Source organism: Paracoccus litorisediminis (genome assembly GCF_009711205.1).
Taxonomy (GTDB): Bacteria; Pseudomonadota; Alphaproteobacteria; order Rhodobacterales; family Rhodobacteraceae; genus Paracoccus; species Paracoccus litorisediminis.
The window spans coordinates 163,983-189,849 of sequence record NZ_WMIG01000005.1 but is presented as its reverse complement, the minus strand read 5'-3'; the positions used below and the strand labels follow the sequence as shown (position 1 = coordinate 189,849).

Genomic DNA, 25,867 nt, shown 5'->3' with positions numbered 1-25,867 from the left:
CGCGGGGAACAGCCCTGTCACTGTGTCACCATCCAAAGGAGGCCTGAATGTCGAACTATCTGAATTCCGTCTTCTCGACCTCTCTGTCGCGCGGTCGTCTTTCCTATTTCCTCCATATCCTCGCTATCACGGCAATCATGATTGTCGGCCTTCTTGGGGGCGCCACGATCGCGACGGTTGAGGGACCGTCTACGTGGGCTTTCGGGCTGATCTTTGCTGGTCTTCTGTTTTTGTTCGGTACCGTGGCCGGAGGTTTTGTCTTTGCGCAGCGGATACGGGATCTGGGCCTGCCAGTGGCCTTCGTTGTCGTCAGTTACTACACGGTCTCAATTGTCGGCAGCGTGCTTACCGCGATCAACGTGACGGCGAACATCATCTTCAGTCTGATCGCTGTCGTCTTCAGCCTCTACGTCATGCTGGTGCCGGGGAAAGCGACCGCGGGCCGAAGCCGCACGGTTGCCGGAAGCCCGGCGCTGACCTGAGCGCGCCGTCTCGGACCCAATCCAACATCTTGTTGCTTCAATAAACCTCCCTCAACCAAGGAGACTATGATGAATACTCACCTCGCCCGCTCGGTGCGAGCCCTGCAGCTGGCTGCGGTGATCTGTGCCGCATTTGCTGCGATTGGCGTGGCAAGCGGTTTCCACGCCGCTGACCCGGCTTCGGGTTGGTTTGTTCCCCTTGTCGCCGGGGTCGTTGTCGCCGTCGGCTTCAGCATCACCTGGCACGTACTTATCGGTGCCGCCGCCAAGACGCGGCGCCTTCTGGGACTTACCGTCGTGATCGCCGGCGGCATCATTCTGGCGGCCCTTGCCCTTGCCGCCTCGGCACAATCCATCGCGACCGCGCTGACCGGCACGGCAGCAGTCCGCGCCGAGCTGTCAAGGCAGGTTACCGGTTATACTGACGCCCTCGCAGAGGCCCATGAGCAAGCGACATGGGCCCAGCCTCTGGTTCAAATGACCGGCGCCTCTGCCGCGGGCTACCGTGCCCTGGCAGAGCAGGAAGCCGGGGGGCAGTTTGGCACCGGATCCGGTTGTGGGATGCGCTGCGCCGAGTTGCAAACCTTTGGTGATAGCTGGAGCCGATCAGCCAGTGCGCTGCAGGAGCAGGTCAATCAGGCGGATAAGGTGAACCGGACAGGACTCGATGCGGTCGGTCGCCTGCGATCCGCCGCCGCCCTAGGAGACCAGACCCTTTTCCTCGCCGCGACGCAGGAAGTCGGGTCGGCGGTAGCCTCCCTCGACGGCATGGTGACGGCGCCGGACGGCATTCTGGCTTCGACCGGGGTTATCACTGTGAGTTCGACCGACCGCACCGCGAGGCTCGACGCCCAGACGGCCGACCTGACCGCAAAGGCTCGGGAACTGCGTCCCGCCGACGGCAAGACCGAGGTTCCGGTGTTCGTTCCGCAATCCCCGAGCGAAGCCACGCGTGCGCAAATGTTCGGCGCATCGGCACCCGGCTGGATCGCCGGCCTGGCGATAGATGGACTGCCGCTGCTTTTCTTGTTCCTCGCTCTGGCGCTCGGGTTCGAGCCGCTGCTGCGGGACGAGCACAAGCCTCTGGAACGCCCGACGACCCCGGAACGCAACGCCAAGGTCCGCGAGGACGAGGCCGACACGGCCCAGGGTAGCAAAATCCATCTCGTGGCCGGGGAATAGGAGGCCATTGCAGGACTGCTCCCCCCGGGCTCCGGCCGGGGGGAGGAAATATTAGCCCCCCAGGTAGCTCGCCCCGGCGACGGTAAGGCCGTTGACGGTGCCAAGGCGACCTCGCCCAAACAAGGTTCCACATGTTTCGTAGTATTTTTTCCAACCTCGCAACCGCAGTTTGTACGCTAGGCATCGCCGCCGCCGCGATGGGTGCAAATGCCGCCAAAGCTGACGGCGTGATGATGGTGACCCGGATTGAAGGTCCGGCAAAGGTTGTCGACGGCGACACGCTCGACATCCGGTCGAACGGAAAAGTCATCCGGATCCGCATCGAGGGAATCGACGCCCCCGAATCTGGTCAGACATGCCGTGATGGGTCAGGCAAAGAATGGCGATGCGGCCGAAGTGCCACCCGTCGGCTAGCCACCCTGATCGCAGACCGACACATCCGCTGTGCGCCCAGTGCCGTCGACGATTACAGTCGGGTTATCGCAAGCTGTACGACTGGAAAGGGGAACGTGGACCTCGGTGCCACTCTGGTTGAAGAGGGGCTGGCCTGGGCCTTCCGACGATACAGCGGCACATATGTACCTCAGGAGGATGTGGCGCGTGCCCGTGGCGTCGGAATTTGGAGTGGCCAAGCAATACCGGCGTGGGAATACCGGCACACACGCTGGTCGAAGTCGGATGCGCAGGCACCCACCGACTGCCCCATCAAGGGCAATATCAGCAGCAAATCGGGTGAACGCATCTATCACATGCCTTGGTCGCCCTGGTACGCGAAGACCCAAATCGACCCAAGCAGCGGCGAACGATGGTTTTGTAGTGAAGCCGAGGCAATATCCGCCGGGTGGCGGCCCGCTGGCGGTATGTGAAAAACCACGGAGCGTCGCGGTAGCCGCATTAGGACCTGCATTGTTGTATGCCACCCCGGAATTCGATCCGGACCAGCGTGTAAAAGATGACGTCCTCGGAAAAGAGTTCGACGCTCTCCTTCACATTGGTGGCCTGACGGACATTGCGCGCCATGACGGTCAACCCCGTCTGGTGCAATACGGCGCGCAAGAAGCCCGGCTGCATCCCGAGTCGCCTTGCGGCCCGTTCGTGCAGCTTGCGGTTCGGATGCACTTCGCGCAATTGCGCGAATATGGCAGGTAGATCGGCTTCGCGATCGGCCGCATAGTGGAAAGCTTCACGTACGGGGCGGTGTTTGAGCGAGCTCCGGGCGTGGGGGGAGGTTGTAAATTGTCAACGATACTCATGCAGAACTGCCCTCGGAAGCTGTGGGAATGATTCGATCATTACCCGGTAAGGGGGTCACATCCTGTCGCCCGGCTCAGTAGGTGTTGCGGTCGACATTGATGCGGAACCAGATGTTTCCCAGTAGGGCGGAAAGCTCCCAGACGATGGTTTCGTCATTGCTGCGGCGTCGCCTGGTCGGATGCCAGAAGAAATACCCGCCAGTATTCAAGCGCCCGGTCTCCGACGCGTTGGCGCTGGGCGGTACGGGGACTACGCCAGCGGCAAGGTGACGCGGTGGGTCGCCGCGCGGGTCAGCAGTTATCTTCCTGCGCCAATCGCGGCAGGGGAGACAAGTCCGCAGCCATGGCGTAGATGCATATCCGTTTGAACTACAAGGACGGATGCACACATGTCGCCTACCCCCGTTCTCCCGGTGCCACCCGAAGGAGCCCTCGATATTCTGTCTGCGATGCGGGAGTACCTGACCGCCGAATTGCAGAGCGTACAAGCGTGTGAGGCGCAACAGCGTGATCTCGAAAAGCAGTTTCGTGCCCCGCCGGGCGGTCACCGTTGGCCGGAGACAGATCCCAGACGAATAGAGGCAGCCAAGATCGCGCGGGGGAAGGCTTTGCGAGCAGCGCGCGACGCTGTCGCCAACGCTAAGAATGATCACAAGTTAGCCCTCATCGACGGCCTCAGGTCAGGTGCCCTCATCGCCTATGCCGTGACGGGATCACTTGGTGATGGTTATCGCCAGATTCCCCGGTCTCATTGGGACGAGCTACAGATTGCCTCATTGCGCGAAAGCATGGTGTCGGGATCGGCTACAGGGTCGATGAAGATCTTGGTCGGGCGTCAACGTGACGGCAAGCAACGAGCAGTGGGCAGACCGCGTTCCGAAGCCCACGCCTTTATAATTGATGCGTATAGGAAGCGGCTGCAGGCCGGCCAAGCACTCTATGCCGTGCGCGGAGAGGACGGCGCTCACAAGGAAGCAGCCGAACTGATCCGAATTCTGCGAGCAACCCACCCCGAAATCAAATCGCCGGCAAACGATCTGGTCGCGGCCTGGATCCGCAAGGAGTTGGACAGCTCCGATCCGCAGTGAGCAGCGGCCCGAGGCGGCAGTTCAAGCAGCATCGTGAATATTCTAAACTCAGGGCAATTTAGACGATCTATTTTGACGATCCGGAACCTGACACCTCGAAGGGAGGGCGGCACCGATTGCCGTCGTGAACAGAGAGGAAACCCATGGAGTATTGGGACAGCGGGCACGACCGGAAGGGCACCGGTTTTGGTGGCGAACGAAAAGAGATTGTGCAGATCCCCAAAATCGGTCGGCCGAAGAAGAAGGATCCGCTGAACTTCGAGGCCACGAAATGGGCGCATTCGGTCCCGGTCTTTCGCCCGATCCAGAAGTCGGTTCTGCTGGTCCTGACCCGTCACGCCGATCGGTTTGGCACCAGCTGGTGCGCCCAGAAGACGCTTGCCGCGCAAGCCGGCTGTCGTGATCGCAGTGTGCGTACGGTGCTCAAGGAGTTCGAAGCGATTGGCCTGATCCGCCGCATCGGTCGGATGGGTCCGAATGGCGGTCAGCTGACGGACGTGGTCGTGCTTACCGGGTGGCCTGGCCGTATTCTCATTCCTCAGGCGGGTCATCCGGAGCTCGGCCGCTACGTCAAGGAAACGCCCGACACTAAGCTCCAGTGGATGCAGCTCCGTGCCCAGGTACGGACTGAGATTCCGCCCGAGGTGGCAGGCGCGTCCGACCAGAACAAAAGCATTCTAAAACCTACTATTACCATTCAACAGGACAGGATGCTCGAGCAGTGCTTCGAAGCGCTTGGCGATTGGGCCACTGCGGAGAACATGCAGCTTCTGATCGACGATTTTGCCTTGCTGCTGAAATGGCTGGAGCAGGGCCTCGAGCTTGAGCACCATATCCTCCCCGTCTTGGCAGAGAAGGCAAAGAGCGAGGGAAAGGTCCCCCTCATACGGACGTGGAAATACTTCGAGAAGGCCATCCATAATGTGGCGGCCAAGCGCCGCTCGCGCATGCGCAAGGCGCTGGAGGTCAACGTGCCGAAGTTGCAGGTGGATGGCATCGATCATGCGCTCCAGCGCCTGCAGGCCGCTCAGGAGAAAACCCTATGAGCGCGAAATCTGATGGTGGACCGTCGGCCTCGAAGCAGCGGGAAAAGGCCAGTTCTGGCCGGCGAGCGATTGCCGATCACATTCGACTTCTGCTTTGGAAAATTGTCCTCGGAAAGCGCATCGGAGGGCTGGTCACGAACCCCATGCCCATTGTATGGTTCCTCATCATTCTCGCTCAGATCGTCGTCGCGAATTTCGACGTTCCGGGCGCGCCTCTTGGGTCCTTCCGGCGTATCTTTGTATGCGGTGGGCATAGTTCCGCTAAAACTCCAGTCACACGCGCACTTTCCGGGCTCGCACCCCGGGTGCGCACCCGCGTTTTCGCCGATGGTGTTCAGGATACTGAACACGTGCCGTTAGGCTTGCTTGCTGCGGGGCAGGGAGGAGGCGGCCATCACGGCCGCCTCATTCAGCTTCATTTTAAAATCTCTCGTGACCCGACCCTGATGATTTGCGGGGCGGTAGCATGACCCGTGGCGCAAACGCCTATTCCGTCGTCCGGATGTCGCCGAAGGAACGCCGCCTCGAGCTTTGCCGCCTGCTCGGCGCAGGGCTGATCCGTCTGCGCGCCCGCGAAAGCCGCAATACGGAGACAGTTCTTGAGGCTTGCGACTTTCCGACTACACATCCGGTTCGAACAGAGCGGTAGTGGCTGGGGTAAAGGGAGATATTTCAATGATTTCCAATGATCATGTCCTTGCGCGCCTGACCGCGCTGAAGACCGCACCGATGGCCGAACTGAAGGCCCAGTGGGTGGAACTCTTCGACTGCGTCCCGCCGCCCTTCAGTCGTCGCCATCTCGAGGCGCGGCTGGCCTTCAGAATTCAGGAGTTGACCTACGGAGGCCTGCCGCCCGCGACGCTGCGTCGCCTCGAGGCGTTAAGTGATGCCTTTGATCGCGGCGAGAATGGCAAGGCCAATGCCCGTGCCGGCTTGAAGCCGATCACAGGGACGCGGCTGATCCGCGAATGGCAGGGCGTCGAGCATGTCGTGACCGTGACGCAAGAGGGCTATGAATGGCAGGGCAGACCCTATCGTTCGCTCTCGGCCATCGCCCGTGCCGTCTCCGGCACGCGGTGGAACGGCTGGGTCTTCTTCGGCCTGAAGAACCATCGCGCGAGGTCGGCATGAGCAAGCCTATCCCGCGCAAGCTGCGTTGCGCCATCTACGTGAGAAAATCGAGCGAAGAAGGTTTGGAGCAGGAATTCAACTCGCTTGATGCCCAGCGTGAGGCCTGCGAGGCCTATATCGCCAGCCAGCGCAGCGAAGGCTGGGTGGCTTTGCGCGAGCGTTACGACGATGGCGGCATCTCGGGCGGCACCCTCGAGCGCCCGGCGCTGACCCGGCTGCTGGCCGATGTCGAGGACGGGCTGATCGATGTGATCGTGGTCTACAAGATCGACCGGCTGAGCCGCTCGCTGACGGACTTTTCGAAACTGGTCGAGGTTTTCGACCGCAACAATGTCACCTTCATCTCGGTGACGCAGAGCTTCAACACGACGACCTCGATGGGCCGTTTGACGCTGAATATATTGCTTTCATTTGCACAATTTGAACGCGAAGTCACCGCCGAAAGGATCCGCGACAAGGTCAAGGCCTCGCGGATGAAGGGGATCTGGATGGGCGGCGTGCCGCCCTATGGCTACACCGTCAAGGACCGCAAGCTGGTCGTGGTCGACGATAAGGCCGCCGAGGTGCGCTGGCTGTTCGACCGCTTTGCCGAGTTGGGATCGGCGACGGAGCTGGCACGGGAGGTCGCGAAGCGTGGCCTCCGGACCTCGCGCGGCAATGCCTTCGACAAGAAGTTTGTCTACAGATTGCTGTCCAACCGGGCCTATCTCGGCGAGGCCCTACACAAGGGCGACAGCTACCCGGGCGAGCATGCCGCCATCGTCAGCCGGGAGGCGTGGGACCGAGTCCACGCCATCCTGCAGGAAAGCCCGCGCCAGCGCGCGGCGCGGACCCGCGCCCAGACCCCGGCTTTGTTGAAAGGTCTAATCTTCGGCCCGGACGGTGCGGCCTTCTCACCCAGCCATACCCGCAAGGGGGCACGGCTCTATCGCTACTACACCAGCCAAACGGTCCTGAAGCACGGGGCAGGGGCCTGCCCGGTCGGCCGGGTCCCGGCGGGTGAGATCGAGGCGGCTGTCATCGCGCGGCTGCGCGCGGTGTTTAGGCAGCCCGAGATCGTGGCAGGGACCTTCAAGGCCCTGCGCGATCAGGACGCGGGCATCACCGAGGCCGAGGTCATCGCGGCGTTGCAGCGCATCGATCCGCTTTGGGACGCGCTTTTCCCGGTCGAACAGGCCCGGATCATCGCTCTGCTCGTTGAACGGGTCGATATCGGGACCGACGGTCTGAAGGTTCACCTCCGCGTCGATGGCCTGCCCGGTTTCGCCCGTGAGGTGCAGGCTGGCGGGATGGAGCAGGCAGCATGAGGCGCAACATGTCCGTTCCCGAGACACTTGTGCTGCAGGTCCCGTTCAGGCTGGTCAAGCGCGGCGGCAAGAAGGAAATGCATCTGCCGCCCGACGCGCATCTGCGCCGCGAGGCCGATGATGCGCTGGTCCGGGCACTGGGCAGGGCCTTTCGCTGGAAGCGGCTCTTGGATCGGGGCGAGTTTGCCACTGTCTCTGATCTTGCAGGTCACGAGAAGATCGCTCTCAGCTATGTCGCCCGGATCCTGCGGCTGACGCAGCTTGCACCCGATATCGTCGAGGCCATCCTCGATGGCCGGCACGGTCCAGAGATCAGCCTTGCCAAGCTGCAGGAGGGTTTCCCGGATGAGTGGGGCGCTCAGCGGATCTTGCTGGGATTTGCGACGGTGACGGTGCACTGAAGCTGCACCATCCGATTGGCTGGGGTCACGACCTGTTCCGGCCACTGATCTTTCAAACCAATAATCTGACGAGGGACGAAGTGATGCCGGATGAGTTTAAAGCCCCGCGCGGCGTGGATCCGCAAGATCTGGTCACTGAAGCTGTGGCGAAAGCCACCCGCGATCGGGCAGAGGCGGAGCGCATCCGTCGCATTGCCGATGAGGCGCGAGAGGCCGCAGAGAAAGCCGAGAAGGCCGCGATCGCCGCCGAGGTCGAGGCCCGGGCTGCACGAGAGCGCGCAGGCAAGGCACCGCCGCCGCGCCCCGAGCGGCGTACGGACCAGATCTCGATCCGCACCCGACCCAGCACGCGGATCAAGATCGAAAGCCTCGCCAAGGCCGAGGGCATCTCCTTGGCCGAACTGGTCGAGCGGGCAATCAAGGCTTACGCACCCTCCTTTGACGGTGAGGAAGACCAGTAGGCGGGTATGTGTCGCCCTTGCTTATCTGCGCGACGTGCTAGGGTACCCCAGACGCCGCGGCTTGAAAGAACCCTCCCGGCACGAATAGGGTGCCGGGAGGGTTTTTTCTTTTGCCACGGACCGCAGGAGGCCAGTGGCGTATGTGGGAATTTTGATTTGTCTGCATTGGGTTGGGTGTCGTTTGGAAAGGCCGAGGCGGAAGCGGTCCAGACGCTGATCGGGGCATTGAGCGACAGCGAGGCGCGAGATGAACTCGGCCTCGGCGCGATCCGGGATGGCTTCTCGGATCTGCTGTTTCCCGGCACCAGCACGGTGCAGACCAGGCTGCGCTATTTCCTGTTCCTGCCGCAGATCTTCCGCGAGCTTGATCTGAAGCGCGGCGACCGCAAGGCGCGGCTGCGTGAAGGCGAGGCGGCGCTGATCGCCCGTCTGCAGGCGCTGCCCGAGGCCGATACACGGCTTCTAATTGGCTCGGAAGCGGGCGAGAAACTGAAGCGAATGCCGAGCGCGGTCTATTGGGGTGGCCTCGGGCTCTGGGGCATCCGCAGCCCAGCACTTGCCCGGGCCGGGATCGGTGAGGTGCTCGATCGCATGGCTGAAGGCGAGACCTGCTGGGAAGAGACTCCGAGGATCGACGAGGACGACACGCGAGGTTTTACCTTGACCCGTGACGAGGCGGACTGGATCACCGATCGCTGCTCGGCGATCCGGCAGGGCGAGACGCTGCTGGGTTACCTCATGGCCCGGGCTCGCAATTTGAACGGATATCGTGATCTGGCATCGGTGGCGGCGATCGATTTGCCGTCCGCGATGCAGCGCCTGCTCGATCATGCCTTGGCTTTCGCGGAAACGATGCATGGCGCGGCGCTGACCTACAACCTGATGCTGGCCGAGCATTTCGACCACGAATCCCGCGAGAACCATGCGCAGGCGCTTGCTGAGTGGAGCCGGCGTGAACGGTCCAGCCTCGCCACTTCCGCCCGAGAACTGATCGCGCCGCTGTTCGAACAGGGCGCGCTGGTGGGCTTCAACCCGAGACTGCCGACCCTGCGCTTCATCGATGACTGGATCGCTGTCATGCGCGAGGCCGATGGCCCCGGGGCCCGCGCGCTGATCGCGCGACGCGAGATAGAGACCAAGGGCAGCCGCGCCCGGCTGCGCTTCGAGCCGGACTATATCTGGAGCGGCAATTCAGGTTCCGGGCGGATCCGCTATCGCTGGGATCTCGTGCGTCGCTATCTCGACGACATGGCGGCAGCGGCATGAAGGCTGACACGGCATTTGCCCCCGCCCAAAGGGTCGATTTCGGCGAGGCGCTCCTACCGCCCGAGGGCTACCGCCTCGAGGCCGCGCTCGGCACGACGTTCTCGATGGATTTTCTCACCGCGTTGACAGTGCCGGTCTCGCTGGCCCTCCGCGGCGGGGTGCAGCGCGAAGAGCTGCTGGCCAGCCCCCTGGCCGCGCTCGCCGCCATGCGCCGCCTCGAGGATCGGGTGACGATCTTTGTCGAGGCCGGGAATATCCATCCTCCCGCAGGCAAACGAACGGCGCTGGTCAGCCTGCTCGAGGGGCTCGTCACCGAGGTCAGCCCGCCGAAGGGTGCCAGTTTCCATCCCAAGCTCTGGCTCCTGCGCTTTGCTCCCGAGGACGGCGGCCCGATGCGGCAGCGCCTGATCATGATGTCGCGCAACTTGACGCGGGATCGCTCCTGGGATGTGGCGCTGCGGCTCGAGGGCGAGGAGAAGCTCGAGCCGCAGCGCGCCAACGCGCCGCTGGTCGGTTTGATCGACTGGCTGCCGATCCGGAAGAACGCCCATCTCCTTGGCCTGCGCGACGGCTTGGCGCATGTCAGATGGGACCGCGTTCCCGGCTTCTCGCTGCCGCTCTTCCATGCCCATCACCCGCAGGCGCAGGCCAAGGATCTCTGGCGGCCGGGCCGAGGGCATCTGGCCGTGATCTCGCCCTTCTGCGACGATGCAGGCCTCGGGGTTCTGGGCCGCGATCGCATTCAGGCACTGGTCGCCTGCGACGACTGGCTGGCCGGGCTGCGTGGCACGCTGCCGCGCTGCCTGACGTTGGCCGATCATGGCCAGCCGGAACCCGATCCCGACGCCACCGTCTCCGCCGAGGAGCGCGCCGGGCTGCATGCCAAGCTCTATGTCCTCGAACAGGGCGAGGATACCGTGATCACGCTCGGCTCGGGCAATGCCACATCGGCGGGGCTCGGGGTGAATGGTCCGCGCAATATCGAGGTCTTCGCCAGCCTGCGCGGGCGGACGGCCAGTATTGGCGGCATCGGCCTCGACGGCACGGGGATCCTTGGGGCAGGGGGGATCGGCCCCTTGCTGCAGGACTGGACGCCGCGCGAGCTGCGCGAGGATGAGGTTGCGGCGAAGCGCTTCGATGACGCCGTACGTGCCGCACGCCATGCGATCTTTGCCGCAGCCCCGAAGTTGAGTTTCGCCCCGTTGGAAGAGCGCCTTTCGGTTTTGCTGGCGCTGGCGCTGCCCGATCTGCCGGGCATTACGGAGGTCCGGGCCCAGCTAGTGACGCGCGATACCGGGGTCTTGCTGCAGGCCGCAGGCCCTTGGGATCTCGGCTCGGTGCGCCTCGCGGACGCGACCACATTCGTGCAATTTGAGCTGCGCGGCCTTGAGGACGAACGGGCGGCTTTCGTGACCAAGCTCGAGGCCGAGGGCCTGCCCGAGGGCGATGCACGACTGCAGGCGCTGCTTTCGGACATCGTCCGGACCCCCGAGCAGTTCCTGAGCTTCGTCGCGGCCATGCTCGAACAGCGCCCCGATATCGAGGGCATGATGCGGGCTGCCAGCGAAGGCGGAGGCGGGGCGGGTAGCGCCCGACCGGCACCTCCGGTGCTGGAGACCCTGCTCGCCGCCTATCTCGCCGAGGATGGCCCGGCACGGCTGCGCGATCTCGACCGCGTCGTCGGCCTGATGCGCCGCGATCTTGGCGGCGACATGATGCAGGATTTCCTGACCCTCTGGGGCGAATTCAAGACGGCATTGGGGAAGGCGGCATGAGCTTCGATCCGCAACCGCTGCTTTCGGGGCTGAAGCCCTTCCAGCGCGCCACCGTGGACTATGTGATGCGCCGTTTCGATGCTGGCGCGCCGCGCTTTCTGGTGGCGGACGAGGTCGGGCTGGGCAAGACCCGGGTCGCGCAAGGTGTGGTCGCACATATCCTGTCGCGCCTGCCCGAGGGCGAGCGCGCCGATATCATCTATGTTTGCTCGAACAGCGCCATTGCCCGGCAGAACCTGCGACTACTCAATGTCCTGGGCGAGGCCGAGGTCCGGGCCACCCGCCTGACCCTGCTTTGCGATGCGACAACCCGCTTGCGCGAGAAGGCGGCCAATTTTATCGCACTCACTCCGGCGACGAGTTTCGACAAATCCGGTGGGCTCGGTCTGGCTCGCGAGCGGGCGCTGATCCGCAAGCTGCTCCAGCACCGCATCGACGGCGAGTTGCTCGACGATCTGCTGCGATATCCGGTGCGGTCTGATGGGGGATGGGCCTACCAACTCGAACGGGTCCAACCCTCCGGCGCGGTAGATAGCGCCGCCATTGCCGATCTGCTGCTCGCCAACGGTATCGAGGAGCGTATCCGAAACACAAACCTGGACGACCCCGACGCGCGCCGCCCGATCGTTCAGGACCTGCTGCAGCGGCTGGCGCGACAGGCGCTGAGCTCGCTGCGCCCGAAGTTGGTGATCTTCGACGAGTTCCAGCGCTTCCGCAGCCTCTTCACCGAGGGCGACAGCGAGGCGCAGGCCCTGATGCGGACCTTCCTGCAGGCGGAATCCGCTGGCGCCCGCGTGCTGTTTCTCTCGGCGACGCCCTACCGGATGCTGACGCTCAATGGCGATGACCCGACGGCAGGCGATCACCATGCCGATTTCCTCGAGACCATCTCGGTGCTCTATGGCGAAGAAGGACCAGCCGCCGCCGAGGCCCTGCGCCAGGAGATGCGGTGCTTCCGCGACCACCTGCGGGACTTCGCTCAGGGCCATACCCCGCAAGCGGCTGAGGCGCGGTCAGCCGTCGAGACCCGGCTACGCAAGGTGATGAGTCGCAATGAGCGCGTGGCCGGCGACAGCGGCGATGCCGGCATTCGACGCCGGATCCTGCCGGTTCCCGTCGAGGCCGAGGACCTGCGCCAGGCCAAGGCGGTGCATCAGGTCGCGAAGGCGATCCGGGGGCACGGCGCCGTCGAATACTGGAAATCGGCCCCCTATCTCTTCAGCTTCATGGGCGATTACGACCTCGCGAAGAAAATCCGCGAATATCCGAAACGCGCCGCGCTGGCCTCGACCGGCAAGCCCGCCATGGTGTCTGAGCACAAGCGTCAGCGTTTCGAGCGCATACCGCCCGGGAACGGTCGTATGCGGGCGCTGATCGAGGAGACGCTTGATCAGACCGACCTGCATCGCAGGCTCTGGTTGCCGCCCTCGCTGCCCTATCTGCAAGGCGCGAGGCGGCTCACCAAGACGTTAATATTTTCGGATTGGCAGATGGTTCCCGAGGCGGTGGCGGCGCTCGTCTCCTACGAGGCCGAGCGCAAGTTGCGCCACGAGCGCGGGCTGAAAGGCCCGCCGAAGAAGCGCGAGGCGCCGCTCTTGCGCTTGCGTACCAATCCCGAGCAGCTCGGGGCCAGCATGCATGTCATGACGCTGCTCTACCCCTCGGCCTTTCTCGCCCGTATAGTGGACCCGCTGCGGATTTGGCGGGAACATGGGGAAATCTCACCGGCGGCGATGCAGGCAGAAGCCGAGAAGCTGGTCGCCGGCGCACTTGCCGACACCCCGCTTCCCGAGGCGAAAGGACAAGCTGCCTGGGAGGCTCTGGCCCGTCTCGACGTTTCCGAGCCCGGCTGGGTGTCGGCGATCCGGGATGGCCTCAGGGAAGGCTCGGCCCGCGAGGAAACCGGTGCGGCCGCGGTCTGCCTCGACGCCTTTATTGCGAGCGATCCTGAGTTGTCCGAGGCAGCCGCAAGCACGACAACCATCCGCTTCCTCGCGCGCGTCGCCTTGGGTAGCCCGGCAACCTGCCTGCTGCGCGCTCTCGATCGCCATGCCGACCTGCCAGCGCCTCAGCGGGCCTTCATGGCGGCGCAGGTGGCGATGGGCTTCCTCACGCTCTTCAACCACCGCGAAGTGCGGCCGTTGCTGCTCTCAGAGGGCAGCGATGGGGCATGGTCCCGCGTGCTCGACTATTGCGCCGAACATGACCTTCAGGCCGTGCTCGATGAATATGTATTCCAGATCACCGGCGGAAAGCTTGTCGAAGCCAGGGAGGAAGGCGAGCCTGCGCATCATGGCGTTGCCCGCCGCATGCGCGAGGCTATCGGGCTGCGCACCGCGCCGATCACCCTGCACGATCCTTTCCGCGACGAGGGGCGCTCGCGGCGCAGCATGCCCTCGCATCTCGCCGCCCGCTTTGCCGCCAATGCGACCCGCGATCAGGACGGCGGCGGCGTGCGCATCGACACCCTGCGCGACGCATTCAACTCGCCGTTCCGACCCTTTGTCCTGGCCTCGACCTCGGTCGGGCAGGAGGGGCTAGACTTCCATCTCTATTGCCACCGGCTCTGGCACTGGAACCTGCCCGGCAACCCGGTCGACATGGAGCAACGCGAGGGGCGGGTGCAGCGCTTCCTGAACCACGCCGTGCGCCTGAACATCGCCACCAATCACGCCATGGCCGCCCGCGATGCTGAGGGTCCTGCCTGGCCGGCGATGATCGCCGCGGCCGAGGCCGAGATGAATACCCGCGGCGAAGCCCGGCTTGGGCTGCGCCCGCACTGGCTCTACGCCGGCGATGCTCCGGATCCGGTCGAGATCGAGACCGTGCTGCCGCTGCCCCCGCTCTCGCGCGAGGCGCAGCGTGCCACCTGGCTTCTTCGGACCACGGCGCTCTATCGCCTCGCCTTCGGCCAGCCCCGACAGTCGGACCTTCTGGCCATGCTGGAGACCGCGGAGTTCGACGAGGTCGCGAGGGAGCAATTGCTCATCCGCCTCGCGCCGCCGGTGGCGGCCTGAATTGGGGAGCGGTGCGATGACCATGATATGCAGCGGTAGCCCGACAACGGTTCGCGAACTGCGCGGGCCGCGGTCTGTGCAAAATCTGGGCGTCGAGACAGACAGGTGATGACAAATGGCGTTTCTTGAACGGCAGCCGACGGGCGGGGACTACTGGCGCTCGATCATCCTTTTCGGCCGCAATGTCACCTCCTACAAGTTCGCCCTGGCCCGCGCGCTTCTCGAGTTCAAGGGACGCGGCAACGACTTGGTGACCCTCGAGGAGCTTGCGTTGCCCTTCGCGCGGAATGTCTGCGAGCATCTCGCATGTGTTTCGGCGTGCAACTTTGACCCCTTGAGCGGGGGCATCGGCGCCGAATTTTGACCCCCCTTATTTTTCGTCAGACCGTCTGCTGCGGGTCAGCAGACGGAGAAGGGGATGAAGGGGGTGGATACGATCGCGCGGGTCCGACGGGCTTTCTACGTCCAGGGTTGGTCGCTGAAGAGGATCGCGCGTGAATTGCATGTGTCGCGCAACACGGTGCGGAAGATTCTTCGATCTGATGAGACAGAATTCAGCTACGAGCGGACCCGCCAACGCTTCTTCACCCCTCGGCTTCGGGTCAAAAATCTGGACGAGTTGAACGCCTGGCTGATCGACAAATGCGTGGTCTATGCCAAGGCCCACCGTCATCCCGAGCAGTCGAACAAGACCGTGTGGGAGATGTTCGAGGCCGAACGGCCCAAACTCGTTCTCTATGCTGGCCACTTTGACGGCTTCCACAGCGTGCCGGCCGCTCGACCATTGTCCTCGGACCAATGGCGGACATGGTCTCGCTCTCCAAGACCTGCACGGTCCGGTTCGACAAGTGACGAAGATCAGAAAACGATCCGGGGGATCGTTTTCCTGAGGAACAAGTATTCGGTTCTGGCGACGGCTGTCGGGCGACCGGTCGAGGTCCATGCCTATGCCGAGCGCATCGTGATCCGGCAGAATGGCGTGATCGTGGGCGAACATATCCGGGCCTTCGGGCGTGGCGAGGTCGTCTATGATCCTTGGCACTATGTGCCTGTTTTGGCGCGCAAACCGGGTGCCCTACGCAATGGTGCACCGTTCCGGAACTGGCTCTTGCCGCCAGCACTGGCAGCCATCCGGCGCAAGTTGCAGGGCGCTGACGATGGCGATCGACAGATGGTCCAGATCCTCAGTTGCGTCGCCGATGATGGGCTACCCGCCGTGGAGGTTGCCTGTCGGGAGGCTCTCGACAATGGTGTCCATTCCGCCCCGGTCGTCATCAATATCCTCGCCAGGCGACGCGAACCCGCACCACCACCATTCCTGCTCACCCCAGCCGCGTTGCGTCTGACCCACGAGCCCGTGGCCGACTGCGCGCGCTATGACAGCCTCAGGAGGACATCCCAGCATGGAACGCACCCAAGTCCTTGATCTGATGAGCACGCTCAAGCTCTACGGCATGCGCAGCGCCTATGACGAGGTCATGGCGACCGGGATCAAGCGCCAGCATGAACCGCCGCGTATCGTCGGCGATCTGCTGCAATCCGAGATTGCCGAGAAGCAGGCCCGGTCCATCCGCTACCAGCTCACGGTGGCCAAGCTGCCTTTGGCGAAGGACATCGAGGAGTTCGACTTTGCAGGCACCCCGATCAACGAGGGCCTGATCCGGGATTTGGCGACGGGCCACTTTGTCGCGGATCAGCGCAACGTCGTGCTGATCGGGGGCACGGGAACCGGCAAGACCCATCTCGCCATCGCCGTTGCCCGGGCATTGATCTGCAATGGCACCCGAGGTCGCTTCTTCAACGTCGTCGATCTGGTGAACCGGCTGGAAACAGAAACCCGTAGCGGTAAGCAGGGGCGACTGGCCGATTACATGACCCGCCTCGACTTCGTCATTCTCGATGAACTGGGCTATCTGCCCTTCGCGCAATCCGGAGGCCAACTGCTCTTCCACCTGATCAGCCGCCTCTATGAACGGACCTCGATCATCGTCACCACCAACCTCGCCTTTGGAGAGTGGCCGACCGTCTTCGGCGACGCCAAGATGACCACGGCGCTGCTTGATCGCCTCACCCATCACTGCGAGATCATCGAGACCGGAAACGAGTCATGGCGCTTCAAGAACCGCGCATGATCAGGGCCTGACCCGCCTCCATCACTGATCAGTTACGTCGGCTCAGGCCCTGATCCGCTGCCAGCATGGGGGGTCAAAGTTGGGCGCCGATCCGGGGGCAAAATTGCGAGCCGATTGACAAACGGGGTCTGGAACCTGATTCTCTCCTGTCAGGCCTGTAACCGCGGCCATGACGGCAAGTTCGCGCGCGTCCCGACGCTCAATTTGCTGCGCAGGCTTCTCCGGAGAAACGAATTCTTGATCGGCAGCCATCACCCACTGCGCGAGACGCTGATGCACCAAACCGGCGCCACAGCGAGAGCGCGTCGTGATTTCTTGCAGGCGCGGCACGATGAGGCATCTGCTATCCTGATCCACCAATGGGAACCCGAAGCGCGTGGGGAGGCGGTCTTTTGAAAAGCACGGGCTTCTACGACAGCAATGCCGAGAGCTTCATCGCCCGCACCGTCGGTGTCGATATGTCCGAGCATCGGCAGCGTTTCCTTCGGACGCTGCCGCCCGGCGGTGCCATCCTCGATGCGGGATGTGGATCGGGTCGGGACACGCTGGCCTTCCGGCAGCTTGGCTATGACGTCTCGGCTTTCGATGGATCGATCGAGATGGTCCGGGCGACATCCCGGCTTGCCGGGATCCCGGTTCGGCAGATCATATTCGAGGACTTTGATTGGGATAGGAAGTTCGACGGCATCTGGGCCTGCGCCTCCCTCCTGCATATCCCGCGCTCGAGTCTGCCTGCCGTTCTAGACCGGCTCGCCAACACGCTGTTACCGACCGGGGTGATCTACGCCTCCATCAAGCTCGGGGCGGAGGAGCGGGTCGAGGGGGATAGGTTTTTCAATGATCTGGACGAGGCAGGGCTTAACCTGATCCTCGCCGAGACCAAGGAGTTGTCGCTTGTCGAGCTTTGGCAAAGTATGGATCGGCGCTCTGATCGTAGCGAGGTCAAGTGGCTGAACTGCCTGCTCTCATTGGCTAACTGAGCGTCGAGCCAAAGCTTCGTCCGTTTATCGCCAACGCTGCGACGTCCACCTTGGCTTCTCGAAGCAATCTCCGCTTGCCCACCAAACATTTACGAACGGGGCGCGCTCACGGTGGTGAGCCGACGGCCGCCATGCGGCATAATAGCCGCGGAAAAATTGCGAGACCGATCACTCAGGCGGTGCACGGCGCAAAACAGTGCATCGCGAACAACACTGTGATAGTCGGAGATACCGGACGACCCGCGCGAACAGCGTTGGTGCCCCAAACCATGTCCCTGTCCGGCCAGACCAATAGCAAACCTCGAAGTTTCAACGGCTCGTTATAGATTTTCCAGTTTGTCGTGCGGTAGAGATCTGGTGCCGAGTTCTATATATCGAAACGATTAACCTACTGGATTCGCTTGGTGAATTTTACAGATAGGTGAGTTATGCAATAACGCCAATGCGTGGTATTTAAGGTGACTGTTGACGTTTGCATGTTTGCGAAGTCCGCCTAAGCTGGGGCAGACATGACCCGAAGATAGATTAACTGACCATGAGCGGCGAGCGCGCGATCGACGACACAATACTTATAGACAAGGTGCGGGCGTCCAAGGCGGGGCATGCGTACCACGAGGCTTGGGCTGCACGCACGGCGCTGGAACTTCTGCTGCCTTCGACTGACCTCACGGCAATCACCCTCGAAGGGTTCGATTCGCTAGATGAGCAGGAACTCGGAACGGGTGCCGTCGAAATTGCCGACCTCGTTAGATATTATGGTGGAACCGATGTCGCGCGGTCGCACCGAGTCGCAGTTGTTCAGTTCAAATATTCTATTTCCAGTGCGGATCGGGAAGTACGTGCCGCAGATTTCGCGCCAACATTGGCCAAATTTGCGATAACCGATGCCGAGCTTCGTGCTGCTCACGGCACGGAGCATGTCGAGAAGGTGGTTCGTTATGAATTCGCTACGAACCGTCCGATCCATCACAATCTTGGGCTAGCTATCGCATCGGTAATGGCAGGCTCTGAGGTTGCCGGTGATGTAAGCAAGCAAGCAAGTCAGATCAGGAAGGCACTTGAAGCCTATCCTCATCCATCCGTCGAGCTGCTGCGTCGATTGGATTTGGTCGGCAGCAAAGGGAGCTTGATGGAGGCAGAGCGCTTGATCGCCTCTACTCTGGCGTCTTGGAGCGAAGCAAGCGATCCTGACGCAGAGAAGCGGCTATTGAAGCTTCGAAACCTCATCAGGATCAAGGCTGGTCCCGGAAGCGAATCCGACAAGCGGATCGATCGTGTTGCGGTCCTAGCAGAGCTAGAAGTAGAGCACGAAGACCGCCTCTATCCGACGCCGGATGCATTTCCTGAGGTCAAAGACCTCGTTCAACGCGAGGTCCTATCCGCGATTTTAGCACAAGTGCGGCAAACAGGAGCCCCACTTATCGTCCACGCTGCCGGTGGAATGGGTAAGACAGTATTGATGCAGACATTAGCCGACCAGCTGCATGCGGACGGCCCCGTCGTTCTATTTGACGGTTTCGGCAGTGGCAAATGGCGTGATCCAGCTGATGGTAGGCATTTGCCTGATCGGACATTTGTGCACCTAGCTAATCTGCTCGCCGGCCAGGGGTTATGCGATATCCTTCTACCCGTTGCTGACGTAACCAGCCTGCTCCGCGCATTTCGCCGTCGCCTTGCCCAGGCAGTCACGACAGCGCGACACACTAACGTCGAAGCTTGTGTTTCGCTGGTGCTGGACGCGATCGACCATGCTGCATTGGCCGCGCAGGAAACCGCGACGTCGTCCTTCGCCCATCTCTTGTTGCGGAGCGTCAGCGTCGACCCTATCGACGGCGTGCGGTTGATTGCATCCTGTCGCACAGAAAGACGCGCGATTGCCGTCGGAGACAGCTTTCACCGCGAATTTGCGGTGCCATTATTCACGGATGTAGAAGCACGGACGCTTATCACGAGGCGCGCACCGGAGGCGTCAGCGGACGAAATCGCGGCGCTCCTTACGCGATCTGGTCGAAACCCCCGATGCCTTGACAGTTTGATAGCATCGGGACGGCCCTTTGATCCCGTGTCTTTTCCAGATGAACCCAGACAACCTAATGATCTCCTTGATTCATTGCTTCGCCGACGCCTCGAAGATGCTCGAAATACTGCCCGGTCGCGGGGAGCCAAGGATGCCGATGTCGATCTTTTGCTTGCAGGAATTGCATTGCTCTCACCCCCGGTACCTATCGAGGAGCTCGCAGCTGCACATGGCCTCATCGCTGAGGAGGTCGAGAGCTTCGCAGCCGACTTGGCGCCATTGCTTGAAAGGACCCCGCATGGGTTGATGTTCCGCGACGAGCCGACGGAGACCCTCATACGTTCCACTTATGGAACCAATGAGGCCAGTCGACATCGTGTCATTTCAGCTTTGCAGGAGAGACAACTCTCTTCAAACTATGCGGCGAGAGCTTTGCCTGCATTGCTCACATCGCTCCGCGACGCCGACCAACTTATTCGCCTAGCATATGATGCTCGCGTCCCCGTTGGCGCTTCGCAAGTGAGTACGCGCGATATCCGTTTGGCCAGGATCACCGCTGCGATAGCTCTTGCAGGAGAGGTGGGTCGACGGGATGACCTGCTGCAACTGCTGCTGGAAGCGTCTTTAGTCGCAGCCGGTCATGAGCGCTCGGACCGCTTTCTTTACGAGCATCCCGATCTAGCGGCGGTCTCAGGTGATCCAGAAGCGTTGCGGCGCCTAGCTGTCACGAGCGTGGGTTGGCCCGGCGGAAAGCACTCTGCGCTCGCATTGGCAAACGCCTTCGCGGGGGACCGTGACGAAGCCCGGCGGCATGCGCGCCGAGCTATCGATTGGCACAATTGGTCGGCCCGATCACAGCGGAGCACCTGGTTCAACACTACGAACGTAGCCCAAGACTGGGATGATGTCGGCTTTGCATATGTCGAAATGCTGGCAGGAAACGACATTCGAGTAGCTGAGTTTATTAGCCGCAAAGACGACGGAGCTGCCTTCGCAAAATTCAGCGACCTCTTTGATTTGCTTGAGCGACACGAAACGACAGCTCAGGCCTCTTCACCCCGCGCCTTCCAAAAACTTCCTCTATGCCGACTTCCCTCACGCGCCCTGTTTGCGGCCGCTTTGCGGTACAGCCCGCGTGACGACGATCGGGACAGGCGAATTATCAATAGGATGGCCGCCGCACGTCCACTCACCGGACAAGGCGAAGGATTGGCAATGGCGAGCATACTCGCCGCTGCGAGAGCTGCCGATCTCGACCTGATCAGCGCGGGTCTTGCATTGGTTCAAGGTGCAGGACTGAAGACCCCAACCATATATGATTATTCGAGCTACCACCCGATCGATCGTGCAGTTGACCTGACGGTAGCCGCGGCCGGAATTAGGTCCGCACTGCGGCGGAGGCCTGTTACATTGATCGACATAGCTCCCAGCGAGCTAATCGACCTCGTACCGAAAAGCGCTCGTACCCGTGGCCCGGTAGCGTTCTCACGCGCACTCGCTCAGAAGCTGGCCGAACCCAAATATGACCCTGCCCGACCCCGCCGAAAGCGCCGTAGTGCCGTCGACGGAAAGGACCGCTCCGAATATTCTCGCATCCTAAACGGCCGGATCAAGCCGCTGGTGCCGTATGCACAGGATATCGCTTGTATCGTGCGCCCACCGACCGGGAAAACGCGCGCACAGATGCTTCACGCCGCATTTGATCGGCTCGTCGGTGATGTCGAACAGTCTTCCGACTATCCGTATCGTGATGGAAAGGCATATCTCGCTCGTACTGGCTTCCGAGCAATCTTCTATGTGGCCGATGCGCTCGGGGCCTTGGATCGGCAATTAGCACAGCGGATGGTAGATTGGCTGGCAAACGCGCCCGGGATGTATCATCCCGAGCTTTCGGACGCCGTGGCTCGATTGTCACGGGTCAGTGCATGCCATGACGCCGCGCTTGCCCTAGCTGCCCAAGTGGAGGGGAAAATACAGCTCGACACGGATGTGGGTTCGAGAGTGACAGCCTACGGACGCCTGGCACGGGCGGTGTGGCGAGTGAGTACGGATGAGGCGGCCGCATATTTCAGACGAGCGCTCGATCTCGCGGAAGCTATTGGCTCCGACGATTTCGATCGCACAAACCACCTGCTCGAACTTACAGGGCATTACAAAGGCCCCGAGTTGTCGGCACAAGCTGCGCATACACTCGCTCGGATATTGGAGCTAAATCAGGGCGAAGATGGGCGCTTTCCGTGGATTGAATACGCCCAGACAATGGTACCGATTGCCGGGCAGGGCACGCTGGCGATGTTGGCGCGGTTGGATGATCGGGATGTCGCACGGCTGGGTCTTTCGCTTGGGCCCGCATTAACTGTTCTGACCCGACAATCGAAATTACCAGCGGCAACGGCGGCCGCGCTGTTTGGCTTGGCGCCCCCCGTTGAATCTTGGACGTGGCACATTTCGGATTTTGCCTCTGAGACGCTGCGAGGCATTCCGGCGATCCACCACGAATGGTTCTTCAATTTGCTGCTTGTGGAAATCGATCGTGACGACCAGCTCGTCCCAGTTCGCGAGACCATTGAAGGCCTGGATCGCCTCGCTCAGGAAATACTTCCTCCCACGTCAGCGGCCCGAAGGCGGATCGAAGGACTGCTACGGCGGCGGAACCCGGGAGCCGAGGCACCTTCGCCGGCAGCCTCAGCAGCCGCAAGTCCGGAAGTCCCGGAGCCCTATCTGATCGACGTCACTGATCCGGATGAAATCGATCGGCAGATCCTTAACGAAGATTTGGATCAGAATGGCCGAAGGTGGCCGGTCCGAACCTTGCTCGACTTGGCGCGGCGAGCATCTACTCCGGCTGAACGCTTCGGCTTTGTACGTGCGGTCGTTGAGTCCGGCACCGTCAGCCTTGCCGACAAGGTTCGGGCCTTGGATGATCATGTCGAGGAATGGAGCAAGACCTCGGCAGCCATGCGCGACGCGTTACCTGAGCTAGGTCTTCGGTTGGCCACGAAACATGCCAGAGAATTGGCTAGCTCTAGCAGTGATGCATGGGGGGCATGGCGGGGACTGGAGAAATACTTCCGCGTCGAACGGGTTGCTCTGGTCGAGCGAGTGGTCGCAGGATTGCGCGGCGTTGCTGATGAGCTGGGGGGCAACGCATGGCTCGCATTGTCAGCTCGGCTGGCCGCAGACGTTTGTGATCAAGCGATCGCCAACGGGTTGGAACGCTTCCTTGCAAGCGGCGCTGAAATGCTGCCGGCCGAAGTCGGCGACGGCCCTTGGAACGATCGTCTGACTGTAGTCGACGATGAGGCGGAAGTCGTCGCGGGACTGGTTTGGGCCCGACTAGGTCACCCAGTGGCGGCGATGCGCTGGCGAGCGGCTCACGCCGTGAGGCGTTTGGCTGAAATCCAGCGCTTCGATGTCTTGGGTAAGCTCATTGTGCGCTTTGACTCTGGCTCGGCGGCGCCATTCAACGATGGAAAGCTCCCCTTCTATTCAATGCACGCCCAGCTATGGCTGCTTATTGCGCTTGCGCGGGTCAGCAAGGCTGATCCAAGCGCACTGGCCAAACATCAAACGTTTTTCGAACGGGTCGCGCTTTCGACCGATTTTCCCCACGCCGTAATGCGTTCGTTCGCGGTCGATACATTGCAGGAGATCGCCGGATCACTCGATGATGCAGAAGCCCAAGCGATTTTAGGGACGGTCGCTGTAGCCAATGTCTCGCGATACGAACACGGCCCGAAGGTGAGGCATGCCGAGTTTCGTTACATCACGAGGCCGGATTCGTCGCCACGCGCGGCAGATGCACTCCATCTGGATTACGACTTCAATAAGTATCACGTTGAAAGCTTGTGCCGCGTGTTCGCGTGCCCAGGATGGGAGGTGCACGACCGGATCGGCAGCTGGGTGCGTAGTTGGGACAAAACCCTGAGCGCCATGCATGCCTGTCCTCGGACGACGAATTACGAGGGAGCCTGGTCATCCGGCGATGTTCCGGATCGTGATCGTTATGGTGACTATCTTAGTTGGCATGCCCTCATGCTCGTCGCTGGCGATCTCCTCACGCTGCGTCCGGTTGTCGAGGATGATTGGAGCGAAGATCCTTGGACGACCTTTCTCAACAGGTACCGACTTTCTCGCAAAGACGGCTTGTGGCTCGCGGATCTCACCGATCCATTCCCGCTCGACCTGGCCATCGAATCTGACTTTGCGATGCCGCAAAGTGGAGGAAAGCAAAGCTCCATGCGCGATGACGCTCGGCTGCTTTCGCCCATACTCGGCATCAAAAATGGAGAGCTTGTGGATGAGTGGATCCCTGTGGCCGGACGCTGGTCGATCGGGCAGGATACTACCCTCACAATTCAAAGCGTTGTAGCGAACGAGAGCGATGCGCGCTCGACCAGCATGACCCTGCTGTCCGACGAGAAATTCTTTCGGTGGCTTCCGGACGACGAAAATGAGATCAGTCGCCATTTTGGGAAGGAAGGCCACAGCATTCAGCCATGGGTTGCCGTAATGTCGGACACCGAGCATCGACTCGATCGACACGACCCCTATGGTACGACATCCGCGCTCAACCGCCCCTTTCCGACCGATCTCACTGTAGACGTCTTGGGTATCGCAGCAGACGACGCTGCAGTCCGGCAGTGGTCAAGCGTTACCGAACCACAGTTCTATGCTGAGGCTTGGGGTGCGGAAGGTGGACGGGGCGAGCGAGCGTGGAGCGAGACCGGTTCGCGGCTGTTTTTCCGCACAGGTTCCTTAACGGCGCTGTTGGAAACAGTCGGCAGTAATCTCGTCATTTTTCTCAATTTACAGAAATATCATCGTGGTAAATCGACGTGGCGCGCTGGAGATACCAGTTCATTCGCCCATCGCTCCCTTATCGCGGTTTTAAACAAGCGAGGCGAGGTCTGGCTGCCGCAACGCCTTTCTAGCAAAGCCAAGCGTGCACTTAATTCACTCGGCGCCGATCGTCCGCACGATTTTTATCAACGATTTAGAGCGATTGCGGGCCTGCCGGACGAGTTCCTCTCTCGTAGAAATGAATCTACCCGGATCGATGCCGAGAGCTTTCGGATAATTATCGAAGGCCTGACAGCAGATGAGGAAAATCTGTAATGATCGACACACAAAGCAAATCAGGCTCGACGGCGATCGTGGCTATCGCAGCTTGGTTCGATCTTTATGCCTATGGTTCGGAAATCGAGGAGGCATGTTTCGATCCGGCCGATTACCGCGCGGCCAAACCTCTTAGGAGGCTACGCGCCTTCCAGCGGATCGTTCGCGACAACAGCACCACGAAGTTCCCCACGCTGGTTATTAACGACGGCGCCGCCGTGCAGACCAACATCGAGGAGAGGCGCAGCGACAGAGCCTGGCTGTTCATCCAACGTTGCTGGAAGCTCTATCAAGAGGCGACCGAAGTGGATCGAAGCACCGGTGGCCTAGGTCTGCGCGCCGTGATCGCTGTCGGACTACGAGCGAAGGGTGCGGGTGCCGGCATTGTCGCACAGGAAAAAGAGCACACAGCTATCATTGATGCTCTGGTTAATGGCAAGATTGATCGGGACGAAGCCGTGGCCCGGGCACGCAAGGTCAGGCGCGTATTTGATATCGTTCCGACCCTACAGGCAAACTTCGCCTTCACACGCGCGTACGAAGCCGAAAGCTCGGGTAAAAGGGGCGGGTTTCCTGGTCCGGCGCTGTATCTCGACATGATGATTCTCAAGGACGAGATACCGGAATGGATCGACGCACGTCCACCAAAGCCCTGGCGACCTAGCAAGACATCGCTGTCGACCTCCTTCATCGCGGTCGACAAGATAACCTCCGTCGATGACGCCACAGCACGCGCCAGCCTACGAACAGGTCGGGAGTTGCGTGCACTACTTAGCTATCCGGGCGGTCGCAGGTTCTGTACTGTTTTACACGAGGGTCACTCAGCGGGGGGAGGCGGGGTCAATCTTCTTAAGCCGCGCGGAGCCGATCTGGGTAGCGAAGTGGGGGTTGAGGATGATCTGCCTCCTATCGCGCAATAGTTGAACCTCTCGGGACAAAACTGGCTGAGGTGATCGAGACCACGTCGCTCAACGAACAGGATCTTGCCAAATATTGCCACCAGCGCGGGCGCTATGCCGAGCGGACACGGTTCTGGCGCGAGGCCTGTCAGCGGACGAATGACTGGGACGAGGCAGCCACTTACCAGATCGCGCGAGCCCCGGGACGCTAAGAGGTGAATCAAGGATCTGGAGCGCGAGCTTGCCCGCAAGGAAAAGACGCTGGCTGAGGCGCCACAAACCGGCTGTCACCGGCAAACTTGATCCGACGCC

21 protein-coding genes and 2 pseudogenes are annotated in these 25,867 nt (G+C 61.6%); 22 read left to right on the top strand and 1 reads right to left on the bottom strand.

Going from position 1 to position 25,867, the window contains the following annotated elements:
• The first annotated feature begins 47 nt into the window (after positions 1–47).
• The 4 genes from GL300_RS12365 (at position 48) to GL300_RS12350 (ending at position 2,813) form a co-directional block, all read left to right on the top strand.
• Complete coding sequence (locus GL300_RS12365; RefSeq protein ID WP_155039940.1) at positions 48–482, top strand: hypothetical protein; 435 nt, start codon at positions 48–50, stop codon at positions 480–482.
• Between the two features lie 69 nt (positions 483–551).
• Entirely contained in the window at positions 552–1,664 is a 1,113-nt protein-coding gene (locus tag GL300_RS12360) for a hypothetical protein (RefSeq protein WP_155039939.1), read from the top strand.
• A gap of 131 nt (positions 1,665–1,795) precedes the next feature.
• Entirely contained in the window at positions 1,796–2,530 is a 735-nt protein-coding gene (locus GL300_RS12355) for a thermonuclease family protein (RefSeq protein ID WP_155039938.1), read from the top strand.
• 40 nt (positions 2,531–2,570) lie between these two features.
• Complete coding sequence (locus GL300_RS12350; RefSeq protein WP_155039937.1) at positions 2,571–2,813, top strand: hypothetical protein; 243 nt, start codon at positions 2,571–2,573, stop codon at positions 2,811–2,813.
• Positions 2,814–2,991: 178 nt separating this feature from the next.
• Here the strand turns inward: GL300_RS12350 and GL300_RS27085 are convergent, their stop codons facing one another.
• Positions 2,992–3,126: a hypothetical protein gene (locus tag GL300_RS27085; RefSeq protein WP_281353124.1), complete on the bottom strand. Its 135-nt coding sequence runs from the start codon at positions 3,124–3,126 to the stop codon at positions 2,992–2,994.
• Between the two features lie 180 nt (positions 3,127–3,306).
• Between GL300_RS27085 and GL300_RS12345 the strand changes: the two genes are divergently transcribed.
• The 18 genes and pseudogenes from GL300_RS12345 to GL300_RS12270 all read left to right on the top strand — a co-directional run bounded on the left by GL300_RS12345 (position 3,307) and on the right by GL300_RS12270 (position 25,576).
• Positions 3,307–4,005, top strand: a complete 699-nt coding sequence (locus GL300_RS12345; RefSeq protein ID WP_155039936.1) for a hypothetical protein — start codon at positions 3,307–3,309, stop codon at positions 4,003–4,005.
• Positions 4,006–4,148: 143 nt separating this feature from the next.
• A complete protein-coding gene (locus GL300_RS12340) occupies positions 4,149–5,051 on the top strand; it encodes a helix-turn-helix domain-containing protein (RefSeq protein WP_155039935.1) in 903 nt (300 codons plus the stop codon).
• Positions 5,048–5,521, top strand: a complete 474-nt coding sequence (locus tag GL300_RS12335) for a hypothetical protein (RefSeq protein ID WP_155039934.1) — start codon at positions 5,048–5,050, stop codon at positions 5,519–5,521. Before GL300_RS12340 ends, GL300_RS12335 begins: the two co-directional genes overlap by 4 nt.
• 205 nt (positions 5,522–5,726) lie before the next feature.
• On the top strand, positions 5,727–6,182 hold the full coding sequence (locus tag GL300_RS12330) for a DUF2924 domain-containing protein (RefSeq protein ID WP_155039933.1): 456 nt from the start codon (positions 5,727–5,729) through the stop codon (positions 6,180–6,182).
• Positions 6,179–7,489 (top strand): recombinase family protein, encoded by a 1,311-nt coding sequence (locus GL300_RS12325; RefSeq protein ID WP_155039932.1) that lies wholly within the window; start codon positions 6,179–6,181, stop codon positions 7,487–7,489. Before GL300_RS12330 ends, GL300_RS12325 begins: the two co-directional genes overlap by 4 nt.
• A complete protein-coding gene (locus GL300_RS12320; RefSeq protein ID WP_155039931.1) occupies positions 7,486–7,890 on the top strand; it encodes a hypothetical protein in 405 nt (134 codons plus the stop codon). Before GL300_RS12325 ends, GL300_RS12320 begins: the two co-directional genes overlap by 4 nt.
• An 83-nt stretch (positions 7,891–7,973) precedes the next feature.
• The gene (locus tag GL300_RS12315) at positions 7,974–8,351 is read left to right on the top strand and encodes a hypothetical protein (RefSeq protein ID WP_155039930.1); all 378 of its coding nucleotides are present in this window, start codon (positions 7,974–7,976) and stop codon (positions 8,349–8,351) included.
• Between the two features lie 156 nt (positions 8,352–8,507).
• Positions 8,508–9,617, top strand: a complete 1,110-nt coding sequence (locus GL300_RS12310) for a DUF6361 family protein (protein ID WP_155039929.1) — start codon at positions 8,508–8,510, stop codon at positions 9,615–9,617.
• Entirely contained in the window at positions 9,614–11,392 is a 1,779-nt protein-coding gene (locus GL300_RS12305; RefSeq protein ID WP_155039928.1) for a phospholipase D-like domain-containing protein, read from the top strand. Before GL300_RS12310 ends, GL300_RS12305 begins: the two co-directional genes overlap by 4 nt.
• Positions 11,389–14,409, top strand: a complete 3,021-nt coding sequence (locus GL300_RS12300; protein ID WP_155039927.1) for a DEAD/DEAH box helicase family protein — start codon at positions 11,389–11,391, stop codon at positions 14,407–14,409. Before GL300_RS12305 ends, GL300_RS12300 begins: the two co-directional genes overlap by 4 nt.
• Before the next feature lie 115 nt (positions 14,410–14,524).
• On the top strand, positions 14,525–14,773 hold the full coding sequence (locus GL300_RS12295) for a hypothetical protein (RefSeq protein WP_155039926.1): 249 nt from the start codon (positions 14,525–14,527) through the stop codon (positions 14,771–14,773).
• A 54-nt stretch (positions 14,774–14,827) separates the two neighbouring features.
• Positions 14,828–14,935, top strand: a pseudogene (locus tag GL300_RS27435) (terminase gpP N-terminus-related DNA-binding protein); the annotation flags it as partial.
• 45 nt (positions 14,936–14,980) lie between these two features.
• Positions 14,981–15,835 (top strand): annotated as a pseudogene (locus GL300_RS12290) (Mu transposase domain-containing protein); the annotation flags it as partial.
• Positions 15,813–16,541 carry an IS21-like element helper ATPase IstB gene (istB, locus tag GL300_RS12285; RefSeq protein ID WP_155039924.1) on the top strand — a complete coding sequence of 243 codons (729 nt, stop codon included), beginning with the start codon at positions 15,813–15,815 and terminating at the stop codon, positions 16,539–16,541. The pseudogene GL300_RS12290 and the gene istB, both read left to right, overlap by 23 nt.
• A 114-nt stretch (positions 16,542–16,655) precedes the next feature.
• Complete coding sequence (locus GL300_RS26180; protein WP_170297660.1) at positions 16,656–16,937, top strand: hypothetical protein; 282 nt, start codon at positions 16,656–16,658, stop codon at positions 16,935–16,937.
• On the top strand, positions 16,934–17,521 hold the full coding sequence (locus GL300_RS12280; protein ID WP_211595047.1) for a class I SAM-dependent methyltransferase: 588 nt from the start codon (positions 16,934–16,936) through the stop codon (positions 17,519–17,521). The genes GL300_RS26180 and GL300_RS12280 overlap by 4 nt, the downstream gene beginning before the upstream one ends.
• 535 nt (positions 17,522–18,056) lie before the next feature.
• On the top strand, positions 18,057–24,656 hold the full coding sequence (locus tag GL300_RS12275) for an ATP-binding protein (RefSeq protein WP_155039922.1): 6,600 nt from the start codon (positions 18,057–18,059) through the stop codon (positions 24,654–24,656).
• Positions 24,656–25,576 (top strand): hypothetical protein, encoded by a 921-nt coding sequence (locus GL300_RS12270; protein WP_155039921.1) that lies wholly within the window; start codon positions 24,656–24,658, stop codon positions 25,574–25,576. Before GL300_RS12275 ends, GL300_RS12270 begins: the two co-directional genes overlap by 1 nt.
• Positions 25,577–25,867: the final 291 nt, after the last annotated feature.

Coding starts and splice junctions, on each gene's coding strand:
- GL300_RS12320 (WP_155039931.1), top strand. CDS start 7,486: ATGAGGCGCAACATGTCCGTTCCCGAGACACTTGTGCTGCAGGTCCCG.
- GL300_RS12330 (WP_155039933.1), top strand. CDS start 5,727: ATGATTTCCAATGATCATGTCCTTGCGCGCCTGACCGCGCTGAAGACC.
- GL300_RS12340 (WP_155039935.1), top strand. CDS start 4,149: ATGGAGTATTGGGACAGCGGGCACGACCGGAAGGGCACCGGTTTTGGT.
- GL300_RS12275 (WP_155039922.1), top strand. CDS start 18,057: ATGAGCGGCGAGCGCGCGATCGACGACACAATACTTATAGACAAGGTG.
- GL300_RS12355 (WP_155039938.1), top strand. CDS start 1,796: ATGTTTCGTAGTATTTTTTCCAACCTCGCAACCGCAGTTTGTACGCTA.
- GL300_RS12295 (WP_155039926.1), top strand. CDS start 14,525: ATGGCGTTTCTTGAACGGCAGCCGACGGGCGGGGACTACTGGCGCTCG.
- GL300_RS12270 (WP_155039921.1), top strand. CDS start 24,656: ATGATCGACACACAAAGCAAATCAGGCTCGACGGCGATCGTGGCTATC.
- GL300_RS12365 (WP_155039940.1), top strand. CDS start 48: ATGTCGAACTATCTGAATTCCGTCTTCTCGACCTCTCTGTCGCGCGGT.
- GL300_RS12360 (WP_155039939.1), top strand. CDS start 552: ATGAATACTCACCTCGCCCGCTCGGTGCGAGCCCTGCAGCTGGCTGCG.
- GL300_RS12345 (WP_155039936.1), top strand. CDS start 3,307: ATGTCGCCTACCCCCGTTCTCCCGGTGCCACCCGAAGGAGCCCTCGAT.
- istB (WP_155039924.1), top strand. CDS start 15,813: ATGGAACGCACCCAAGTCCTTGATCTGATGAGCACGCTCAAGCTCTAC.
- GL300_RS12325 (WP_155039932.1), top strand. CDS start 6,179: ATGAGCAAGCCTATCCCGCGCAAGCTGCGTTGCGCCATCTACGTGAGA.
- GL300_RS12315 (WP_155039930.1), top strand. CDS start 7,974: ATGCCGGATGAGTTTAAAGCCCCGCGCGGCGTGGATCCGCAAGATCTG.
- GL300_RS12300 (WP_155039927.1), top strand. CDS start 11,389: ATGAGCTTCGATCCGCAACCGCTGCTTTCGGGGCTGAAGCCCTTCCAG.
- GL300_RS12305 (WP_155039928.1), top strand. CDS start 9,614: ATGAAGGCTGACACGGCATTTGCCCCCGCCCAAAGGGTCGATTTCGGC.
- GL300_RS12335 (WP_155039934.1), top strand. CDS start 5,048: ATGAGCGCGAAATCTGATGGTGGACCGTCGGCCTCGAAGCAGCGGGAA.